Origin of the sequence: Streptomyces sp. NPDC085927, assembly GCF_044540975.1 — a bacterium.
Lineage (GTDB): Bacteria > Actinomycetota > Actinomycetes > Streptomycetales > Streptomycetaceae > Streptomyces > Streptomyces hirsutus.
On the sequence record NZ_JBITSN010000014.1, the window covers coordinates 77360 to 97471 of the forward strand.

Here is a 20112-nt window from a genome sequence, read left to right on the forward strand (position 1 = left end):
GCCATGAGTACCGAACCGCCCCCCGGCTCCGGTCAGCAGCCGCCGGACGACGACCCGTTCAAGAAGCACCCCCCGCCCGGCGGCCAGCCCCCGCCGCAGCAAGGCGGCGGCCCTTACGGCGGCGGTCCGTACGGAAGCGGGGGCGGTGACCCCTACGGCAGTGGTGGCGGCGGTGGCGGTCCGTACGGCGGTGGCACCGGTGGCCCGTACGGAGGAGGAGGCGGCGACCCCTACGGGGGTGGCGGCGGCAGCCCGTACGGTCCCGGCCCCGGCGACCCCCTCGCCGGGATGCCGCCCCTCGCCGACAGCGGCAGGCGCACCCTCGCCCGGATCATCGACATGATCCTGGTGGGTTTTGTCGTCTGGCTGCTCACCTGGCCGTTCGGCGTGAGCGAGTACGACGTGAGCGGCGACGAGGTCAACGTGGGCAAGTCCTTCACCCAGTCCCTCGTCGCCGCGGTCCTCTACATCGCCTACGACACCGTCCTGACCTCCCGCACCGGGCAGACCCTCGGCAAGAAGTGGCTGAAGCTGCGGGTGGCCGACCTGTCCGACGGCTCGACGCCCTCCGTGCAGACGTCACTGATGCGCGCCGCCGTGCTGTGGATTCCGTTCGCGTTCTGCTGCGCCTGCGTGTGGACCGTGATCGCGGGCGGCTGGAGCTTCTTCGACAAGCCCTACAAGCAGGGCCTGCACGACAAGGCCGCCAAGACGGTCGTGGTCAGCACCGGGTGACACGGGGCCGGCCGGCGGGCCCCCGGTGAAGGACGCCCGCGGCCGGCCGGTGTCAGGAAACCGCCCGCTCCCGCACGGCTTCGCGGGCCGGCACGGTCGCCGGCGAGGGGAGGGTCGCCCGGACCGGCTCCTGCGGCAGTGACCGCAGCACCGGGGCGGGGCGGGGTTTCGACTGAGGCGCCGTCATGGCCACCAGCAGCCCGAGAGCGAGCGCCGCGACGACGACGAGCGCGATGCCCACGCCCGAACTCGTCTGTGACAACAGCAGCAGGGCGAAGGTGGAGAAGACCACGGTGCACGAACCGTAGGCGAACTGAGCGACAGTCGGACGGGGCATGGCCATCGTGTCCTCGTGAGTCGGGGGCTGTCGGCCTGGCGTTCCACCGGCTCAACGGTGTGCCGCCAAGCGACTCTAACCGCGAGCGTGCCCGAGCGGAACGCACAGTAAGCGTGACCTAACCGACAGGACTGGTGCACAGGGGGCGCACGGAGTCATCTCGACGGTGAAACAGGCCCCCCATGTCCGTAAACAGTCCTCCCGTGTCCGTAAAACGAACCCTGTCTCCGCATAATCCACTTGAACTGTTCAAGTCAAGGTCTGTTTTTTCTGCTGAACCTCTAGTCAAATGTGGTCACTTGACTACACGCGTTGATCACGTGTGCGCGACTATCCGTCACCCGGACCTCACCTTCGCGCACACGCACGCCAGAGGGGATCTCAAGTGACCAGTAGACCCTGGACGTTCAGAGCGGCCGCGACAGGCGTGGCACTCGCGGCGGTCACCGCCACCTGCTCTGCGTTCACCGTGGCCCAGGCCGACACGGCCGGAGGGGCCGACCGGCCGGCCGGTGTGGACCGGCAGGACCCGGCGGAGCACAACCACGTCGAGCACGACCTCGAGGGCCCGCTCTCCAAGACGCAGGACGCCCAGCGCCAGGAGGCCCTGAAGCAGGTCATATCCGGCGAGTCCTCGGTCAAGGACCGGGGCGGTTCGAAGGTCGTCGAGCTCAAGGGCAAGGGCAAGGGCAAGAACGGCGCCGGCAAGTACGTCGAGCTCGGCCGCGAGAAGACCGACAAGATCTTCACGATCCTGGTCGAGTTCGGCGACGAGATAGACAGCCGCTACGGCGGCACCCCCGGCCCGCTGCACAACCAGATCGCCGAGCCGGACCGCAGCGTGGACAACTCCACCGCGTGGCAGGCGGACTACGACCAGGAGCACTTCGAGGACATGTACTTCGGCACCGGCAAGGGTGTCGAGTCGGTCAAGACGTACTACGAGAAACAGTCCTCGGGCCGCTACTCCGTCGAGGGCGAGGTCTCCGACTGGGTGAAGGTCCCCTACAACGAGGCCCGTTACGGCAACAACGCCTGCGGCCAGAGCACCTGCTCGAGCGTGTGGAACGTCGTCAGCGACGGTCTGAACGCGTGGGTCGCCCAGCAGAAGGCCGCGGGAGCCACCGACGCCGAGATCAAGGCGGACGCCGCGAAGTTCGACGAGTGGGACCGCTACGACTTCGACGGCGACGGCGACTTCAACGAGCCCGACGGCTACATCGACCACTTCCAGATCGTGCACGCCGGTGAGGACGAGTCCGCCGGCGGCGGTGCCCAGGGCGAGGACGCGATCTGGGCCCACCGCTGGTACGCCTTCGGCAGCGACGCCGGCGCCACCGGCCCCGAGCACAACAAGCTCGGCGGCGCGGCCATCGGCGACACCGGCATCTGGGTCGGCGACTACACCATCCAGCCGGAGAACGGCGGACTGGGCGTCTACGCCCACGAGTACGGCCACGACCTCGGCCTGCCGGACCACTACGACACCGCCGGCGGCGAGAACTCCACCGGCTTCTGGACCTTGATGTCCTCCGGTTCCTGGCTCGGCACCGGGAAGAACGAGATCGGCGACCTGCCCGGCGACATGACCGCCTGGGACAAGCTCCAGCTGGGCTGGCTGGACTACGACACGGCCAAGGCCGCGACGAAGTCCAAGCACAAGCTGGGCTACGCCGAGTACAACACCAAGGACAAGCAGGCCCTCGTGGTCGAACTGCCCGAGAAGGCGGTCACCACCGAGGTCGTGGTCCCCGCCGAGGGCGAGACCCAGTGGTGGAGCGGCAGCGGCGACGACCTGCGCAACACGCTGACCCGTTCCGTGGACCTCACCGGCGCCTCGAGCGCCGAGCTGACGCTCGACGGCTGGTACGAGATCGAGTCCGAGTACGACTTCCTCTACGCCGAGGCCTCGACCGACGGCGGCGCCAACTGGACCGCCCTGGACGGCACGGTGGACGGCCGGCCGATCCCGCGCGACGGCAGCGACAAGCCCGCCCTGCACGGCACGGTCGACGGCTACAAGCCGCTGGCCTACCCGCTGGACGCCTACGCCGGCCAGAAGATCGACCTGCGCTTCCGCTACCAGACCGACGGCGGTCTGGCGATGAAGGGCTTCGCGGCCGACCGGATCTCGGTCACCGCGGACGGCACCGCGCTGTTCACGGACAACGCCGAGACCGCCGACGCCGCCTGGACGGCCAACGGCTTCTCCCGCATCGGCGCGTCGTTCACCAACGACTACGCGCAGTACTACATCGCCGAGAACCGCCAGTACGTGTCGTACGACAAGACCCTCAAGGTCGGGCCGTACAACTTCGGCTTCGCGAACAGCCGTCCGGACTGGGTGGAGCACTTCCCGTACCAGAACGGCCTGTTGATCTGGAAGTGGGACACCTCGCAGGCGGACAACAACACCAGCAGCCACCCGGGCACGGGTCTGGTCCTGCCGGTCGACTCGCACCCGGCCGCGCTGAAGTGGTCCGACGGCACGCTGATGCGCAACCGCATCCAGACGTACGACTCGACCTTCAGCACCTTCCGCACGGACGGCATCACGCTGCACAAGAACGGCGTCGCGACCAGGATCCCCTCCTCGAAGGGTGTGCCGGTCTTCAACGACCGCGCCCACACCTACTACGACGAGGCGAACCCGGGCGGCGGCGTCAAGATCACTGACACCAACACGAAGATCAAGATCGTCAAGGAGGCCAAGGACGGCTCGACGATCCACCTCGAAGTAAGCCGCGCAACGAAGTAAACCGCGTCTTACCAGGTCAAAACGTGATCGGCGGCGACCCACTGGCGGGTTGCCGCCGTTCCGTGTTTAGGTGCGTCCTGTGACGCTCTTATTGACACCTGGTCCGACGGGGGTATGAATTCCATGGCCGCAGGAGGCTTCAGCAAGCTGCCGAACGGCACCGTGGTGGTGGCACTGAACCTGCCCAGCCCCGCCGCCGCCGGCCCCGGCTCGGTGCGCGTCCTCGTGCACGCGGGCAACAGGGCGCGCGCCCTGACGAGGCTGCGCAACCTGGGCCTGCGGGCCGTCTACCTGCGGGGCAACACGGCTCCGCCGAGCCCCGACGAGATCACCGCGGTGCTGCACCACCCCGACGGCCTCATATGGCGCACGGCCCCCGACAGCACGGTCCTGCCCGGCCCCGGCCCGTCCGGTCCCGGCGACCTGGTGGTCGAGCTGTGGCACCCGATCCGCGCCCTGCTCAGACGCCCCGCGGCCCCCGCCTGACCGGCGCGCGCCCGGCCGGCCCCCGCCAGGCCGGCGCACCCGCGCCCCGGCGGGGCGCCCTCACTGCACGACCGGCTTCCCCGAGAGCTCCACACCCGCCCCGCGCAGCTCGTCGAGTGCCCGCTCGGTGGTCTGTGCGGCCACCCCCGCGGTGAGGTCCAGCAGGACCTGGGTGCGGAAGCCCTCACGGGCGGCGTCCAGGGCGGTCGCCCGGACGCAGTGGTCGGTGGCGATGCCCACCACGTCCACCTCGTCGATCTCGCGGGCGCGCAGCCAGTCGGCCAGCGTCACGCCGTTCTCCTCGGTCCCCTCGAAGCCGCTGTACGCCGCCGAGTACGCCCCCTTGTCGAAGACGGCGTCGACCGCGCCGGAGGCGACCGCGGGGGCGAAGTTCGGGTGGAAGCCGACGCCCTCCGTCCCGGCGACGCAGTGCGCGGGCCAGGAGCGGACGAAGTCGGGGTTGTCGGCGAAGTGGCCGCCGGGGGCGATGTGGTGGTCGCGGGTGGCCACCACGTGCCGGTACCCGCCCGGCACCCGTGCGATCAGCTCGGTGATGGCGGCGGCCACATCCGCACCGCCGGACACGGCGAGGCTGCCTCCCTCGCAGAAGTCGTTCTGCACGTCAACGACGATCAAGGCGCGGCGCATGGTCGGATTCCTTCGGCTGGGGGTCGGTCGGGGGTCGGCTGCGGAACGCGGGACAGAGGGGTCACGGACAGAGGGATCAGGGACGGGGGCTCGCGGGACAGCCGTTAGCTACCCGAGCCCAGGTGCAGGTACTCCGTCGGGATGACGGGTTCCCCGCGGGACAGCTGGGTCGCGGACAGCGGCAGGCCGGCGCGGGCCGCGGCGTGCCGTTCGCGGAGCCGGTCCAGCGGCTCGCGCGCGGTCGCGGTCACCTCGCCGCCCTTGACCAGCTCCACCAGCAGCTGCCGGTCGGCCAGCTCCTCGGGCACCTGCCCGGTGCCGATCACCTCGGCCTCGGCGACACCGTGCTCGTCCAGCCGCCGCGCGGCCCACTTGCGGCCGCCGATGGAGGTCTTGCCGCCGGAGGACCGTTTCGCCACGGGCACCAGCGGCGCCCCGGCGTCGGCGGACTCGGCACGGGCGACCAGCTTGTAGACCATGGAGGCCGTCGGGTGCCCGGAGCCGGTCACCAGCTGGGTGCCGACGCCGTACGCGTCCACCGGTGCGGCGGCCAGCGAGGCGATGGCGTACTCGTCGAGGTCCGAGGTCACGGTGATCTTCGTGCCGGTGGCGCCCAGCTCGTCCAGCTGCTGCCGCACCCGGTGCGCGACCAGGAGCAGGTCGCCGGAGTCGATCCGGACCGAGCCCAGGGAGGGGCCGGCGACCTCGACGGCCGTACGGACCGCCTCGGTCACGTCGTAGGTGTCCACGAGGAGCGTCGTACCGGCGCCGAGGGAGTCCACCTGCGCGCGGAAGGCGTCCCGCTCGTTGTCGTGCACCAGGGTGAAGGCGTGGGCGGAGGTGCCCACGGTCGGGATGTTGTAGCGGAAACCGGCCGCCAGGTCGGAGGTGGAGGTGAAGCCGCCCACGTAGGCGGCCCGGGAGGCGGCCACCGCGGCCAGCTCGTGGGTGCGCCGGGCGCCCATCTCGATCAGCGGCCGGTCCCCGGCGGCGGAGGACATCCGGGAGGCCGCCGCGGCGATCGCCGAATCGTGGTTGAGGATCGACAGGATCACCGTCTCCAGCAGCACGCACTCCGCGAAGCTGCCCTCGACCCGCATGATCGGTGAGCCCGGGAAGTACACCTCGCCCTCCGGGTAGCCCCAGATGTCCCCGGTGAAGCGGTAGTCGGCCAGCCAGTCGAGGGTCGGCCCGTCGACGACGTCCTTCTCGCGCAGGAAATCGAGGAGGGGGCCGTCGAAACGGAAGTTCTCCACCGCGTCCAGGACCCGCCCGGTGCCGGCCACCACGCCGTAGCGGCGGCCGTCCGGCAGGCGCCGGGTGAAGACCTCGAACACGCTGCGCCGGTCGGCGGTGCCCCCGCTCAGGGCGGCCTGCAGCATCGTCAGTTCGTAGTGGTCGGTGAAGAGTGCCGTCGACGGAACAGTCACCGGCAGCCCAAGGTCCGCTGTGTTCATACGAGGATGCTACCCCCTTTTCGTCGTTCTGACGATTTCGGTGCGGTGTCCCCCGGCCGCGTACGCCGGTTTGTACTCCCGGCCCCTTCCGGTGGCAGCATGGGCTGTGTGACGTCACCCGCACCCCTGGAGATCGAACGCACCGAGTCGGCGGAAGAGGTTTTCGCCGTGCCCGAGTCCGACGTCCCCTGGATCACCCTCGTCCACAACGACCCGGTCAACCTCATGAGCTACGTGACGTACGTCTTCCAGACGTACTTCGGCTACTCCAAGGACAAGGCCACCAAGCTCATGCTCGATGTCCACCACAAGGGCCGGGCCGTCGTCTCCAGCGGCACCCGCGAGGAAATGGAACGCGACGTCCAGGCCATGCACGGCTACGGCCTGTGGGCCACTCTCCAGCAGGACCGGAAGTAGCCCGCCGACAGGACCGGAAAACCGAACAGCAGCCCGCCCGTGACCCGCCCCCGCCCGCAGGACCGGAAGTAGCGAATCGCCTCCATGTCAGGACACTTCGAACCGCTCCCCGGCGGCGGCGCGGCCGTCGCCCTCGACGACGTCGAGATCTCCATCATCCGGTCCCTCGCCGTGCAGCTCATGGAGCTGATCGGTCCCGGCCCGGCCGCGGAGGCCTCCGGTGACCCGCTCGCCGAACTCTTCGCCGAGGGCCCGAGCGAACCGCCCGCCGACCCCGTGCTGCGCCGGCTCTTCCCGGACGCCTACGGCGGCCCCGAGACGCCTACCTCGGCCAAGGACGCCGAGGAACAGCGCGCGCACTCCGCGGAGTTCCGCCGCTTCACCGAGAACGACCTGCGGGCCGGCAAGCGCGAGAACGCCCTCGCGGTGATCCGCTCCCTGGACGGGCTCACCGAGGCCGGCGGGGGAGGGGCGGTGCTCAAGCTCTCCGCCGAGGAGTCCCGGCAGTGGCTCGGCGCGCTCAACGACCTGCGGCTGGCGATCGGGTCCCGGCTGGAGATCGACGACGAGGACGACACCGATCTCCTCTTCCGTCTCCCGGACGAGGACCCGCGCAAGCCCATGGTGATGGCGTACCTGTGGCTCGGCGGCCTCCAGGAGACCCTCGTCTCCACGCTGATGCCGTAACCCCACGCGGCCCGCACCGTGCTCTCGTGCGGCCGCCCGACCGCGCGGCGGCCCGCCCGTGCGCCGACCGGCCGCCCTCCGCAGTCCCACCACGCAGCCGCGCGGCCACACGGTCGCGCGGCTCGCGTCATCCATGCCGTACATCCGGACATCCGGTGGGAATGTCCGGACAATTCCGGTGAAGTGTTCGCTCAGAGGACACTCAAATCCGCGTGACAATCCTGTGACCGCGCCCGCCGCCTATGGGCTTTTCGGTCACGCTTTGCCCCCTTCTCCTTGTGGCGTGCGCCACGCGCGGCCCGATTGATCACTATGGCGGCCGTGATAAATCTGCACGATCGCCCGGCGAACACCACCCGTGTACTCGCCGGGTGCGCCACCGAGCCGGCGACCGCCGGCCAGGCACGAGCGGACACGCTCAGCTCCATCAGTCCGGGGGGATCGAGACCCGATCCGGGGCCGGCCAGCGGCCCGGATCGGCATGGAGAAAGGCGCGGCACACATGGCCTCACCGCAGGTCGACACGGAGTCCGTACCCGGAGAAGGGTACGAGCGCGGCCTCAACAGCCGTCAGGTCCAGATGATCGCGATCGGCGGCGCCATCGGCGTCGGCCTCTTCCTGGGGGCCGGGGCGAACATCGCCAAGGCCGGACCCAGCCTGATCGTGATGTACGCCCTCGCCGGCGTGATCATCTTCTTCATCATGCGGGCGCTCGGTGAGCTCCTGCTCTACCGCCCGGTCTCGGGCTCCTTCGCCGAGTACTCGCGGGAGTTCCTCGGCCCGTTCTTCGGCTACTTCACCGGCTGGACCTACTGGCTGATGTGGATCGTCACCGGCATGGCCGAACTCACGGCCGCCGCGATCTACATCAACTACTGGTTCCCGCAGATCCCGCAGTGGGTCACCGCCCTGGTCTTCCTGGTCCTCCTCTTCGGGGCGAACCTGATCTCGGTCAAGCTGTTCGGCGAGATCGAGTTCTGGTTCTCGATGGTCAAGGTCACCGCGATCATCGGCATGATCGTGATCGGCCTGGGCGTCCTCACCTTCGGCTTCAGCGCCGCCGGGGACACCGCGTCCGTCTCCAACCTCTGGGCCGTCGACGGCTTCTTCCCCAAGGGCATCGGCTCGTCCCTGATGACCCTCCAGGGCGTCATGTTCGCCTACCTCGCCGTCGAACTCGTCGGCGTCACGGCCGGCGAGTCCCAGAACCCGGAGAAGACCCTCCCCAAGGCGATCAACACCCTGCCCTGGCGCATCGCCCTGTTCTACGTCGGTGCCCTGACCGTCATCCTGTGCGTGGTCGAGTGGACCGAGTTCGCCGGCGGCGCCAGCCCCTTCGTGAAGGCGTTCGCGGTCATCGGCATCCCGGCCGGCGCCGGCATCGTCAACTTCGTCGTCCTGACCGCCGCCCTGTCCTCCTGCAACTCCGGGATGTACTCCACGGGCCGCATGCTGCGCACCCTCGCGGACAACGGCGAGGCCCCGGGCATCTACCGGCGGCTGTCCTCCACCAAGACCCCGGCGCTCGGCATCGCCACCTCCGTGGTCTTCATGGGCATCGGCGTCGTCCTGAACTACGTCGTCCCGGAGAAGGCCTTCGGCTACGTCACCTCCATCGCCACCGCGGCCGGCATCTGGACGTGGCTGATGATCCTCATCAGCCACGTCCTCTACCGCCGGCAGGTCGTCGCGGGAAGGCTCCCCGCTTCCTCCTTCCCCGCCCCGGGCGGCTCGCTGTGCTCCTACATCGCCATCGCGTTCCTGCTCTTCGTCACCGTCCTCATCGCGATCGACGCGGACGCGAGGATCTGCCTCTACGTGATGGCCGGCTGGGCCGCCGCCCTGGGGGTCGGCTGGGTGGTCCTCAAGGACCGGAACCCGCAGGTCGTCCGGCGTCGTGAGCCGGATCTCGAGAAGATCGACGGCTAGGGCGCACCCACTCCCTGTCCGGCATGCGGGCCGCTCCGTACCACCCCTCGGTACGGAGCGGCCCGCATGCTTATCCTGAGCCCCATGCTGACCATCACCCAGGAGCTGTACGACCGGATCGTCGCCCACGCGCGCGAGGACCACCCCGACGAGGCGTGCGGCGTGGTGGCGGGCCCGGTGGGCTCCGGCCGCCCCGAGCGCTTCATCCCCATGCTGAACGCGGCCCGCTCGCCCACGTTCTACGAGTTCGACTCGAAGGACCTGCTCAAGCTGTACCGCGAGATGGACGACAACGACGAGGAGCCGGTGATCGTCTACCACTCCCACACCGCGACCGAGGCCCACCCCTCCCGCACCGACATCGCCCTCGCGAGCGAGCCCGGCGCCCACTACGTCCTGGTCTCCACCGCCGACACCGACGGCCTCGGCGACTTCCAGTTCCGCTCGTTCCGGATCGTGGACGGCGAGGTCACCGAGGAGGAGATCAAGGTCGTCGAGGCGTACTGATCCCTTCCCCGCCCTCTTCCGGCCCTTTCCCGGCCCCTCCCGGAGCCCGTTCGAGCAGTACCCGGCGGAGCCCCCACCTGCCCGTTCCCACATACCGGTCGTCCGTCTTCCGAAGTGTGAGACGACACTCGGATCCCGCCATCGGGAATCGATACGATGAGCCCATGGTTCTCCATGACGTGAGCGACAGGACGCCGGGCAAGCTGCTCGTGGCGCGGCTGCACGTCGACCTGTGCAGACTCGCCAGCGCCATCTGTTGACACCGAGCCTCCCGCCGTACGGCCCGTGAGCCCCGGCGGCTTCACCGCGTACGCACCCCCACGCACCGCCCGCGCCGCCGCGCGCCCACCGACCAGACGACAACACCGACAGGAGTCCCACGCCATGGCCATCGAGGTCCGGATCCCCACCATCCTCCGCCAGTACACCGACGGTCAGAAGGCGGTGGAGGGTACCGGAAACACCCTCACCGAGCTCTTCGCCGACCTCGAGACCCGGCACGCGGGCATCCAGGCCCGCCTCATCGACGACACCAAGGGCGACCAGCTGCGCCGCTTCGTCAACGTCTACCTCAACGACGAGGACGTCCGCTTCCTCGACGGCATCAACACCAAGCTGACCGACGGCGACAGCGTCACGATCCTGCCGGCCGTGGCAGGTGGATCTGTCGCGGCGAAGCCGCGTCCGGCTGGGGTGGCGGCCGGGCGGCGGGCGGGAATGGCCTGATCCGGATGCGCTACGACTCCCCCCTGGCCGCGGTGGGCAACACCCCCCTGGTGCGCCTGCCGCGGCTCTCGCCGTCCGCCGACGTCCGTCTCTGGGCGAAGCTCGAGGACCGCAACCCGACCGGCTCGATCAAGGACCGTCCGGCCCTGTTCATGATCGAACAGGCGGAGAAGGACGGCCGGCTGACCCCGGGCTGCACCATCCTGGAGCCGACGTCCGGCAACACCGGCATCTCCCTGGCCATGGCCGCCAAGCTCAAGGGCTACCGCATGGTGTGCGTGATGCCCGAGAACACCTCGCAGGAACGGCGCGACCTGCTGTCCATGTGGGGGGCGGAGATCATCTCCTCCCCGGCCGCCGGCGGCTCCAACACCGCCGTGCGGGTCGCCAAGGAGATCGGCGCCGAGCACCCGGACTGGGTGATGCTCTACCAGTACGGCAACCCGGACAACGCGGGCGCCCACTACGCGACCACCGGCCCGGAGATCCTCGCCGACCTGCCCTCGATCACGCACTTCGTGGCCGGCCTCGGCACCACCGGCACCCTCATGGGCGTCGGCCGCTACCTGCGCGAGCACAAGCCCGACGTGAAGATCGTCGCCGCCGAACCCCGCTACGACGACCTCGTCTACGGGCTGCGCAACCTCGACGAGGGCTTCGTCCCCGAGCTGTACGACGCCTCCGTCCTCACCACCCGGTTCTCGGTCGGCTCCGCCGACGCCGTCACCCGGACCCGTGAACTCCTCCAGCAGGAAGGCATCTTCGCCGGTGTCTCCACCGGGGCCGCCCTGCACGCCGCGATCGGCGTCGCGAAGAAGGCGCTCCAGGCGGGGGAGGCGGCCGACGTCGTCTTCGTCGTCGCCGACGGCGGCTGGAAGTACCTGTCGACCGGTGTCTACACCGCCGCCACGACGGAAGAGGCCATCGAAACGCTCCAGGGCCAGCTCTGGGCGTGACCCGCGGGGCAGGACGGACACAAGGGCAGAACACGAAGGGGCCGGAGATCCACTCCGGCCCCTTCGCCGTCCTCCGGCCCGTGTTCCGCCACATGTTCCGACGTGATCACTCCGCCAGATACCGGATCCGGTTCCACACCGCCGGGTCGACGGGCCCCACCCTGCGCCGGAACTCCCGTACCGGGACCTCGCGCAGCTCGTCGGTCTCCAGGAAACTCGCCCGGCCCCGGGCGTCCCCGACGGACCCCGGCGGCAGGGGGATCACCCCGGCGCGTCCGTCCCGGAAGCGTGTCGTGATCTTCGCGACCGTCGCCCGCTCCCCGCGCACCGCCAGCACCAGGCACGGCCGGTCCTTCGACGCCCCGCCCTCCGCCGGCACCCCGTTCCCCGCCCGCGGCACATCCTCGTAGGGCACGTCCGCCCACCAGATCTCCGCGGGCCGGGGCCGGCCGCCCCCGTCGTCCGTGCCGGTCCCCGCTCCGGCCGGCGCACTCCGGACGCGGGGACGGTGCCCCCGGCCCCATCCGTCGACGAGTGCGGCGACCAGCGCGAGCAGTACCACCGCGACGAGTGCGAGCCACCACGACGTGTTCATGACCCGACCGTACCGGCGTGGGCCGCGGCCGTGCGCCCTCTCGCACGCCCCGCGTGATCCGCTTCCAGCCGAACCGGTGACAGCACAGGTGAGTTCCCCCACAACAGCCCTTGGCGGAGGAGCGACCAAAGGTTTTGCGCCTTACGCTCGACGGACCGCACGACCCCCGTTTTCACTCCCCCGCCAGCGGAGGTTTCTGCTTCATGAAGCTCACCGTCGTCGGCTGCTCGGGGTCGTTCCCGTCCGTGGAATCGGCCTGTTCGAGCTACCTCGTCGAGGCCGACGGCTTCCGGCTGCTTCTCGACATGGGCAACGGCGCCCTGGGCGAGTTGCAGCGACACTGCGGTCTCTACGACCTGGACGCGATCTTCCTCAGCCACCTGCACGCCGACCACTGCATCGACATGTGCGCGTACTTCGTGGTGCGCTACTACCGGCACGACGGAGGCCGCTGCGACCCGCTCCCGGTCTACGGACCCGAGGGCACGGAGCACCGGCTGACCACGGCCTACGCCGACACCCCCTCGGCCTCCTCCATGAGCGAGGTCTTCGACTTCCACACGGTCAAGCCGTCCACCTTCGAGCTCGGCCCGTTCGTCGTGCACACCGAACGCGTCGCGCACCCGGTGGAGGCGTATGCCATCCGTCTCGAGCACGGAGGGAAGTCGCTGACGTACTCCGGCGACACCGGAGTGAGCACGGCGCTCGACGAACTCGCCCACGACACCGACCTGTTCCTGTGCGAGGCCGCCTTCACCGCCGGCAAGGAGAACATCCCCGACCTGCATCTCAACGGACGCGAGGCGGGTGAGTCGGCGGCCCGCGCCCGCGCCCGCCGGCTGGTCCTCACCCACATCGCCCCGTGGACCGACCCGCAGGTCAACCTCGCCGACGCGCGCGCGGTCTACGACGGGCCGGTGGAACTGGCGGCGCCCGGCGTGACGTACGTGATCTGACCACCCGTACCCCGCCCGCCCGCAGGTCCGCAGACCCGCGCACACATCCGCGCCCGCACACACCCGTGCCCGCACGCACCGAGGCCCCGGAACCGTCGTCCTCGACGGCTCCGGGGCCTCGGTCACGCTGTCGCCGTGGGACGACGAGGACCGCTCACGCCTTGGTGGTGTCCTCGACCTCCTCCTCGGGCTCACGGCCCGGGGTCGGCAGGTTGAACTTGACGATGGCGAAGCGGAAGAGCACGTAGTAGACCGCCGCGAACACCAGACCGATGGGGATGATCAGCCATGGCCTGGTCGCCAGGTTCCAGTTGAGCCCGTAGTCGATGGCGCCCGCGGAGAAGGTGAAGCCCGCGTGCACCCCGAGCGCCCAGGTGATCGCCATGGACAGGGCGGTGAGCACCGCGTGGATCACGTACAGCGCCGGGGCGATGAACATGAACGCGAACTCGATGGGCTCGGTCACACCGGTCACGAAGGAGGTCAGCGCGAGGGAGACCATCATGCCCATCACGGCCTTGCGGCGCTCCGGGCGGGCGGCGTGCGCGATGGCGATCGCGGCGGCCGGCAGACCGAACATCATGATCGGGAAGAAGCCCGACATGAACATTCCGGCGTCCGGGTCACCCGCGAAGAAGCGGTTCAGGTCACCGTGCACGACCTCGCCCGCGGCGTTGGTGAAGTCGCCGATCTGGAACCAGGAGACGGTGTTCACGAACTGGTGCATGCCGATCGGGATCAGCGCGCGGTTGATCAGGCCGAACAGACCCGCGCCGACCGCGCCGAGCCCGGTGATCCACTCGCCGACCGCCGAGATGCCGTCACCGATCGGCTCCCAGACCAGGCCGAAGAAGACACCCATCGCGGTGCCGACGAACGCCATGATGATCGGCACGAGCCGGCGGCCGTTGAAGAAGCCGAGCCAGTCCACCAGCTTCTTGCGGTGGTAGCGCTGCCAGAGCACCGCCGCCAGCAGACCCATCAGGATGCCGCCGAGCACACCGGGGTTGTTGTAGGTCGCGGCTATGTCCTCGCCGGCCTGCACCTTCGCCTCGGTGACGGGGAACGCCTTCAGGACGTTGCTGTAGACCAGGAAGCCGACCAGGGCGGCGAGCGCCGTGGAGCCGTCGGACTTCTTGGCGAAGCCGATGGCCACACCGATGCAGAACAGCAGCGGCAGGTTGTCGAAGATCGCGCCGCCCGCGGTGGCGAACACGGCCGCGACCTTGTCCCAGCCGAACCCGTCGGCGCCGAACACGTCGGGCTGGCCGAGCCGCACCAGAATGCCCGCCGCCGGCAGCACGGCGATCGGGAGCTGGAGACTGCGACCCACCTTTTGCAGGCCCTGGAACAGGCCGGATCCCCGCTTCTTTGCGGGAGCCGCCGAGGCGGTGGCGGTGCTCATACTTCCTCCATCGTGGTGGTCTACACCACTGAGTGGTGTAGACCTGTTTCTAGCATGATGAAGGCGATATAAGGAACCCTCGGATTCCGCAACCGGAGGACTACACTCCGTGCCTGCCCCGCGGCTGTTCCTCCCCGGTCCTCCGGGCGCACCGAAAGGCCCCCGGACCACGGTCCGAGGGCTTGGACGACCGGTTCCAGACTAGGAGACGACGCCCGGAAACGCGATGCCCGCAGGCGGCACCTCCGCGGGCGGCACCTCCGCAGGCGGCGCCTCCGCCCGCGCGGCTCCAGCGGGCGGCACCGCGGTCAGGCCTTGGTGGTGTCCTCCACCTCCTCCTCCGGCTCCCGGCCCGGAGTCCTCAGATCGAACTTCGTGATCGCGAACCGGAAGATCACGTAGTACACCACCGCGAAACACAGCCCGATCGGGATGATCGCCCACGGCCTGGTCGCCAGGTTCCAGTTGATGACGTAGTCGATCAGCCCCGCCGAGAAGCTGAACCCGTCGTGCACCCCCAGCCCCCACGTCACCGCCATCGACACACCCGTCAGCACCGCGTGCACCACGTACAGCGCCGGCGCGACGAACAGGAACGAGTACTCGAGCGGCTCCGTGATACCGGTGACGAACGACGTCAGCGCCACCGACAGCATCAGGCCGCCGACCTCCTTGCGGCGCGCCGGCTTCGCGCAGTGCGTGATCGCCAGCGCCGCCGCCGGCAGCGCGAACATCATGATCGGGAAGAACCCGGAGAGGAACTGCCCGGCGTCCGGGTCGCCCGCCAGGAACATGTTGATGTCACCGTGCACCACCGTCCCGTCCGGCTTGGTGTAACTGCCGAACTGGAACCACACCGGCACGTTCAGGAACTGGTGCAGCCCCACCACCAGCAGCGCCCGGTTCGCGACGCCGAACACGCCCGCACCCCACGCGCCCAGACCCACCATCCAGTCACTGAAACTCTCCAGCGCCGCACCGATCGGCGGCCAGATCCACAGACACAGGGCGGCGAACACGATCGCAGCGAACGCCATGATGATCGGCACGAGCCGCCGGCCGTTGAAGAAGCCCAGCCAGTCCACCAGCTTCGTCCGGTGGAACCGCTGCCAGAAGGACGCCGCCATCAGACCGATGACGATGCCGCCGAACACCCCGGGATTCTGGTACTCGAAAACCGTCACCGTCCCGTCCGTCACCTGACAGCCGACATTCGGAACCGCCTTCGAGCCCTCCGGGCAGTCCAGCGGGAACTGACGCAGCACCGTGTAGTAGACGAGGAACCCCACCACCGCCGCCAGCGCCGTCGACCCGTCCGCCTTCTTCGCCATGCCGATGGCCACACCGACGCAGAACAGCAGCGGCAGCCCCAGCGAACCGTCCAGCAGCGCACCGCCCGCGCCCACCATCACCTTGGAGACGTTCGTCCAGCCCAGACCGTCGTCCCCGAACACGTCCGGCTGGCCCAGCCGGTTGAGGATGCCCGCCGCCGGCAGCACCGCGATCGGCAGCTGCAGACTGCGGCCCATCTTCTGCAGACCCTGGAACAGACGCTGCCGGCGCTCACGCAGGGGACCGGCCTCGGGACCGGCGCCGGCGGAACTCTGCGTACTCATCCGGTCCCCTTCACTGGGAGGCTGACTGGGAAGCTCACGAGGAGGTCTGCCGGGAGGGTTCGACGGAAGGGTTTGGCGACGGTCCCCCCGGTGGTGTAGACCAGTTGGAGACGGTTCCGCTGTCGTGACGCCATCCTTCGGCACAGACGGCACGACCGCTCGCGAAGATGGGCCAACTGTGGGTTACTGCGACAAAAGCGGTTCGGATCAGGGAGAGCGAACATGGCCACCAAGGCTGAGAAGATCGTTGCCGGGCTCGGCGGCATCGACAACATCGAAGAGATCGAAGGCTGCATCACCCGCCTCCGCACCGAAGTCATCGACCCCTCCAAGGTCGACGACGCCGCACTGAAGTCCGCCGGCGCCCACGGCGTCGTCAAGATGGGCACCGCCGTCCAGGTCGTCATCGGCACCGACGCCGACCCCCTCGCGGCCGAGATCGAAGACATGATGTGACCACCGGAACCTCCTGAACACCCGGAGCATCCGGAGATCCACGGCACCGGGAACTCCCGGCACCCGAGGGCCCCTTCCCGGCGGCAGCGCACCCGCCGCACGGGGAAGGGGCCCCTCCCGTATACGGCTAGGCTCGACACCATGTCTCGAATCGACGGCCGCACCCCCGAACAACTCCGCCCGGTCACCATCGAACGCGGCTGGAGCAAGCACGCCGAAGGCTCCGTCCTCGTCTCCTTCGGCGACACCAAGGTCCTCTGCACCGCCTCCGTCACCGAGGGCGTCCCCCGCTGGCGCAAGGGCAGCGGCGAGGGCTGGGTGACCGCCGAGTACTCGATGCTCCCCCGCGCCACCAACACGCGCGGCGACCGCGAATCCGTCCGGGGCCGCATCGGCGGACGCACCCACGAGATCAGCCGCCTCATCGGCCGGTCCCTGCGCGCCGTCATCGACTACAAGCAACTCGGCGAGAACACCATCGTCCTCGACTGCGACGTCCTCCAGGCCGACGGCGGCACCCGCACCGCCGCCATCACCGGCGCCTACGTCGCCCTCGCCGACGCCATCAACTGGTCCAGGGACAACAAGCTCATCCGCGCCAGCCGCCAGCCCCTCACCGGCACCGTCAGCGCCGTCTCCGTCGGCATCGTCGGCGGCGTCCCCCTCCTCGACCTCTGCTACGAGGAGGACGTCCGCGCCGACACCGACATGAACGTCATCTGCACCGGCGACGGCCGCTTCGTCGAAGTCCAGGGCACCGCCGAGGCCGCGCCCTTCGACCGGACCGAACTGAACACCCTCCTCGACCTCGCCCTCGCCGGCTGTGCCGAACTGACTACCGCGCAGCGCACCGCACTTGATAGCGTCCTCGAAAGGTAAAGGACGTACCAAAGGACGTGGCCGACGCGGGCAACCGCGCCGGCCACCCCCGCGTCTGTAGAGGTACGGGCGTACGGACGGACCGACTCCGCACACCCGGCCAGCGACGAGGGCCACCCGGCCCCACAGGGAGGGACCGTTCCATGGCCGCGAGCCGCCGACGCCGCACCACAGCCGTCGCCGCCACACTGGCGGCAGTCGCCCTCACCGCCGGACTCACCACCGGCTGCGGTGCCGTCGACAAGGCGCTCGACTGCGTCCGGACCGCCGACGCCATCGCCGACAGCGTCACCGAACTCCAGCAGGCCGTCGAGAACGCCTCCAACGACGCCACCCAGCTCGAGGAGTCCCTCGACTCCATCGACCAGAACCTCGGCGAGATAGGCGACCAGACCGACAACGCCGACGTCGGCAAGGCCGTCGACGACCTGGACAAGGCCGTCGGCAACGTCCGCACCTCCGTCGAGAACGGCGACACCACCCCCGACCTCAGCCCCGTCACCGACGCGGCCGGCGAACTGACGAAGGTCTGCACCCCGTAGGACCCTCAGGACACGGCGGGGAGCGGTCGGCGGGACGGGGCCAGGAACGGGGCCAGGAATACTGGACCCCATGACCCGCCTGATCCTCGCCACCCGCAACGCCGGAAAGATCACCGAACTGCGGTCGATCCTCGCCGAAGCCGGACTGCCCCACGAACTCGTCGGCGCCGACGCCTACCCCGACGTCCCCGACGTCAAGGAAACCGGCACCACCTTCGCCGAGAACGCCCTCCTCAAGGCCCACGCCCTCGCCCGCGCCACCGGCCACCCCGCCGTCGCCGATGACTCCGGCCTCTGCGTCGACGTCCTCGGCGGCGCCCCCGGCATCTTCTCCGCCCGCTGGGCGGGCCGCCACGGCGACGACCGGGCCAACCTCGACCTGCTCCTGGCCCAGCTCTCCGACATCGCCGACACCCACCGCGGCGCCCACTTCGCCTGCGCCGCCGCCCTGGCCCTCCCCGACGGCACGGAACGCGTCGTCGAAGGCCGGCTGAAGGGCACCCTGCGCCACACCCCGGCCGGCACCGGCGGCTTCGGCTACGACCCGATCCTCCAGCCGGACGGCGAAACCCGCACCTGCGCCGAGCTTTCGGCGGCGGAGAAGAACGCCATCAGTCACCGAGGCAAGGCCTTCCGCGCGCTGGTACCGGCGGTGCGGGAGCTGCTGGGGTGAGTGCGCATGACGACGGCCTGCGCATCATCCTTCGATTCGCAGGCCGTTAGTGTGCGGCGGAAGGGATTCGAACCCTCAAGCCCGATCAAGGGCCACAGATCCTAAGTCTGCCGCGTCGCCGTTGCGCCACCGCCGCTGGTGCCTGTCATCGTACCGGGGGTCGTGCACCGCCTGGCGCCTCCCCTGCACCACGTGCTGGTGATCGCATGGCAGTTGGGGCACAGCAACCACAAGTTCTCGCGCCGGTCGTCATGCGGAACGGCCCGTACCGGGTTGCCGGTACGGGCCGTTCGGGGGTGCTTCGGGTCAGACGCCCAGATCCTTGATGATCTTGGCCACGTGGCCCGTGGCCTTGACGTTGTAGAGGGCGCGTTCGACCTTGCCCTCCTCGTCGACGACGATCGTGGAGCGGATCACGCCGACGACGGTCTTGCCGTACAGCTTCTTCTCGCCGAAGGCGCCGTACGCCTCCAGGACCTGCTTGTCGGGGTCAGCGAGGAGGGTGACCTTCAGGGACTCCTTCTCGCGGAACGTGGCGAGCTTCTCGGGCTTGTCGGGGGAGATGCCGATGACGTCGTAGCCCGCGCCGGTCAGCAGGTCGAGGTTGTCGGTGAAGTCGCAGGCCTGCTTGGTGCAGCCGGGGGTGAGTGCCGCCGGGTAGAAGTAGACGATGACCTTGCGGCCCTTGTGGTCGGCCAGGGACACCTCGTTGCCGTCGGCGTCGGGCAGGGTGAAGGCGGGGGCCGTGGCTCCGGGCTCGAGGCGTTCGCTCATCGGTCTGGTCTCCTCGTACGTACACGCTGGGGGGATCGGGTGCCGGGATCGAGGGTAACCGGGTGCCCTGACCGTGCAGCGCGGCGTGAAGCTGACAGACTGTCCGGCACAGGTACGGCTTTTATGGTTTCAGCGGATTTCGGAGGCGACACGGTGGCGGACACGGCGGACACCAGAACCCCGGCGGAGATCGAGGCGGACATCAAGCGCCGGCGCGCGGTGCTGGCCGAGACCCTGGACGAGATCGGCGTGCGGGTGCATCCGAAGACGGTCGTCGGGGACGCGAAGGCCAGGGTCGCCTCCCACATCGATCACACGCTCGGCAGGGCGTATGTCGGCGTGAATCGTGTGGTGAGTGACGTCAAGGCGCAGTTCGTGGACCTGAACGGCGCGCCGCGGCTGGAGCGGGTCGTGCCGGCCGCGGTGGTGCTGGTGGGTGTGGTGGGGCTGCTGGCTCTGGGGTCGCGTCGGCGCAGGCGCTGATCCGTAACTCGGACCCGTATCCATACTCGTATCCGTCTCCGTACCAGGACTCGTACCAGGACTCGTACTCGGGCCGGGGCGTACGTGGA

23 protein-coding genes and 1 tRNA gene are annotated in these 20112 nt (G+C 69.6%); 16 read left to right on the forward strand and 8 right to left on the reverse strand.

The genetic code is table 11. The features are described from left to right. The first annotated feature begins 3 nt into the window (after nucleotides 1–3). Nucleotides 4–735, forward strand: coding sequence for an RDD family protein (locus ACIF80_RS29045; RefSeq protein WP_399810076.1), 732 nt, complete (start codon nucleotides 4–6; stop codon nucleotides 733–735). A 52-nt stretch (nucleotides 736–787) separates the two neighbouring features. Here the strand turns inward: ACIF80_RS29045 and ACIF80_RS29050 are convergent, their stop codons facing one another. Further along, nucleotides 788–1078 (reverse strand): hypothetical protein, encoded by a 291-nt coding sequence (locus tag ACIF80_RS29050; RefSeq protein ID WP_399810078.1) that lies wholly within the window; start codon nucleotides 1076–1078, stop codon nucleotides 788–790. A 379-nt stretch (nucleotides 1079–1457) separates the two neighbouring features. Between ACIF80_RS29050 and ACIF80_RS29055 the strand changes: the two genes are divergently transcribed. Together ACIF80_RS29055 and ACIF80_RS29060 are read left to right on the forward strand one after the other, a co-directional pair. After that, the gene (locus ACIF80_RS29055) at nucleotides 1458–3830 is read left to right on the forward strand and encodes an immune inhibitor A domain-containing protein (RefSeq protein WP_399810080.1); all 2373 of its coding nucleotides are present in this window, start codon (nucleotides 1458–1460) and stop codon (nucleotides 3828–3830) included. Between the two features lie 123 nt (nucleotides 3831–3953). After that, nucleotides 3954–4316 (forward strand): hypothetical protein, encoded by a 363-nt coding sequence (locus ACIF80_RS29060; protein ID WP_399810082.1) that lies wholly within the window; start codon nucleotides 3954–3956, stop codon nucleotides 4314–4316. Nucleotides 4317–4376: 60 nt separating this feature from the next. Here ACIF80_RS29060 and ACIF80_RS29065 read toward each other — a convergent pair whose 3' ends face one another. Further along, nucleotides 4377–4964 (reverse strand): nicotinamidase, encoded by a 588-nt coding sequence (locus ACIF80_RS29065; protein WP_399810084.1) that lies wholly within the window; start codon nucleotides 4962–4964, stop codon nucleotides 4377–4379. A gap of 104 nt (nucleotides 4965–5068) precedes the next feature. After that, a complete protein-coding gene (locus ACIF80_RS29070) occupies nucleotides 5069–6421 on the reverse strand; it encodes a nicotinate phosphoribosyltransferase (protein WP_399810085.1) in 1353 nt (450 codons plus the stop codon). Between the two features lie 99 nt (nucleotides 6422–6520). Between ACIF80_RS29070 and clpS the strand changes: the two genes are divergently transcribed. The 7 genes from clpS to ACIF80_RS29105 all read left to right on the forward strand — a co-directional run bounded on the left by clpS (nucleotide 6521) and on the right by ACIF80_RS29105 (nucleotide 11644). Then, nucleotides 6521–6838, forward strand: a complete 318-nt coding sequence (gene clpS, locus ACIF80_RS29075; protein WP_399810086.1) for an ATP-dependent Clp protease adapter ClpS — start codon at nucleotides 6521–6523, stop codon at nucleotides 6836–6838. A gap of 84 nt (nucleotides 6839–6922) precedes the next feature. Continuing rightward, entirely contained in the window at nucleotides 6923–7525 is a 603-nt protein-coding gene (locus ACIF80_RS29080) for a DUF2017 domain-containing protein (protein WP_399810088.1), read from the forward strand. 502 nt (nucleotides 7526–8027) lie between these two features. Further along, nucleotides 8028–9455: an amino acid permease gene (locus tag ACIF80_RS29085; protein WP_399810089.1), complete on the forward strand. Its 1428-nt coding sequence runs from the start codon at nucleotides 8028–8030 to the stop codon at nucleotides 9453–9455. A gap of 84 nt (nucleotides 9456–9539) precedes the next feature. Beyond that, nucleotides 9540–9962, forward strand: coding sequence for a Mov34/MPN/PAD-1 family protein (locus tag ACIF80_RS29090; RefSeq protein ID WP_388439585.1), 423 nt, complete (start codon nucleotides 9540–9542; stop codon nucleotides 9960–9962). Nucleotides 9963–10126: 164 nt separating this feature from the next. Continuing rightward, nucleotides 10127–10222, forward strand: a complete 96-nt coding sequence (locus tag ACIF80_RS29095) for a putative leader peptide (protein WP_324618299.1) — start codon at nucleotides 10127–10129, stop codon at nucleotides 10220–10222. 124 nt (nucleotides 10223–10346) lie between these two features. Next, complete coding sequence (locus tag ACIF80_RS29100; protein WP_399810092.1) at nucleotides 10347–10688, forward strand: MoaD/ThiS family protein; 342 nt, start codon at nucleotides 10347–10349, stop codon at nucleotides 10686–10688. 5 nt (nucleotides 10689–10693) lie between these two features. Beyond that, nucleotides 10694–11644 carry a PLP-dependent cysteine synthase family protein gene (locus ACIF80_RS29105; protein WP_399810093.1) on the forward strand — a complete coding sequence of 317 codons (951 nt, stop codon included), beginning with the start codon at nucleotides 10694–10696 and terminating at the stop codon, nucleotides 11642–11644. Between the two features lie 106 nt (nucleotides 11645–11750). Here ACIF80_RS29105 and ACIF80_RS29110 read toward each other — a convergent pair whose 3' ends face one another. Then, entirely contained in the window at nucleotides 11751–12239 is a 489-nt protein-coding gene (locus ACIF80_RS29110; protein ID WP_399810095.1) for a type II toxin-antitoxin system PemK/MazF family toxin, read from the reverse strand. 203 nt (nucleotides 12240–12442) lie between these two features. On the opposite strand from ACIF80_RS29110, the gene ACIF80_RS29115 reads away from it, so the two are divergent. Continuing rightward, nucleotides 12443–13195 (forward strand): MBL fold metallo-hydrolase, encoded by a 753-nt coding sequence (locus ACIF80_RS29115; protein ID WP_399810097.1) that lies wholly within the window; start codon nucleotides 12443–12445, stop codon nucleotides 13193–13195. Between the two features lie 154 nt (nucleotides 13196–13349). On the opposite strand, the gene ACIF80_RS29120 is transcribed toward ACIF80_RS29115, so the two are convergent. Continuing rightward, nucleotides 13350–14600, reverse strand: coding sequence for a PTS transporter subunit EIIC (locus ACIF80_RS29120; protein WP_399810099.1), 1251 nt, complete (start codon nucleotides 14598–14600; stop codon nucleotides 13350–13352). A gap of 308 nt (nucleotides 14601–14908) precedes the next feature. Next, nucleotides 14909–16216: a PTS transporter subunit EIIC gene (locus ACIF80_RS29125; RefSeq protein WP_399810100.1), complete on the reverse strand. Its 1308-nt coding sequence runs from the start codon at nucleotides 16214–16216 to the stop codon at nucleotides 14909–14911. Between the two features lie 222 nt (nucleotides 16217–16438). Here ACIF80_RS29125 and ACIF80_RS29130 point away from each other — a divergent pair, with 222 nt between their 5' ends. The 4 genes from ACIF80_RS29130 to rdgB all read left to right on the forward strand — a co-directional run bounded on the left by ACIF80_RS29130 (nucleotide 16439) and on the right by rdgB (nucleotide 18766). After that, entirely contained in the window at nucleotides 16439–16672 is a 234-nt protein-coding gene (locus ACIF80_RS29130; RefSeq protein WP_399810102.1) for a glucose PTS transporter subunit EIIB, read from the forward strand. 141 nt (nucleotides 16673–16813) lie between these two features. Continuing rightward, on the forward strand, nucleotides 16814–17551 hold the full coding sequence (gene rph / locus ACIF80_RS29135) for a ribonuclease PH (RefSeq protein WP_399810103.1): 738 nt from the start codon (nucleotides 16814–16816) through the stop codon (nucleotides 17549–17551). 143 nt (nucleotides 17552–17694) lie between these two features. Continuing rightward, nucleotides 17695–18093, forward strand: coding sequence for a hypothetical protein (locus ACIF80_RS29140; RefSeq protein WP_399810105.1), 399 nt, complete (start codon nucleotides 17695–17697; stop codon nucleotides 18091–18093). A gap of 70 nt (nucleotides 18094–18163) precedes the next feature. Next, a complete protein-coding gene (gene rdgB, locus ACIF80_RS29145; protein ID WP_399810107.1) occupies nucleotides 18164–18766 on the forward strand; it encodes an RdgB/HAM1 family non-canonical purine NTP pyrophosphatase in 603 nt (200 codons plus the stop codon). 52 nt (nucleotides 18767–18818) lie between these two features. On the opposite strand, the gene ACIF80_RS29150 is transcribed toward rdgB, so the two are convergent. Then, nucleotides 18819–18902, reverse strand: a tRNA-Leu gene (locus ACIF80_RS29150). Between the two features lie 170 nt (nucleotides 18903–19072). Next, a complete protein-coding gene (bcp, locus tag ACIF80_RS29155; RefSeq protein WP_399810108.1) occupies nucleotides 19073–19540 on the reverse strand; it encodes a thioredoxin-dependent thiol peroxidase in 468 nt (155 codons plus the stop codon). A 153-nt stretch (nucleotides 19541–19693) separates the two neighbouring features. On the opposite strand from bcp, the gene ACIF80_RS29160 reads away from it, so the two are divergent. After that, complete coding sequence (locus ACIF80_RS29160) at nucleotides 19694–20023, forward strand: DUF3618 domain-containing protein (RefSeq protein WP_399810261.1); 330 nt, start codon at nucleotides 19694–19696, stop codon at nucleotides 20021–20023. Nucleotides 20024–20112: the final 89 nt, after the last annotated feature.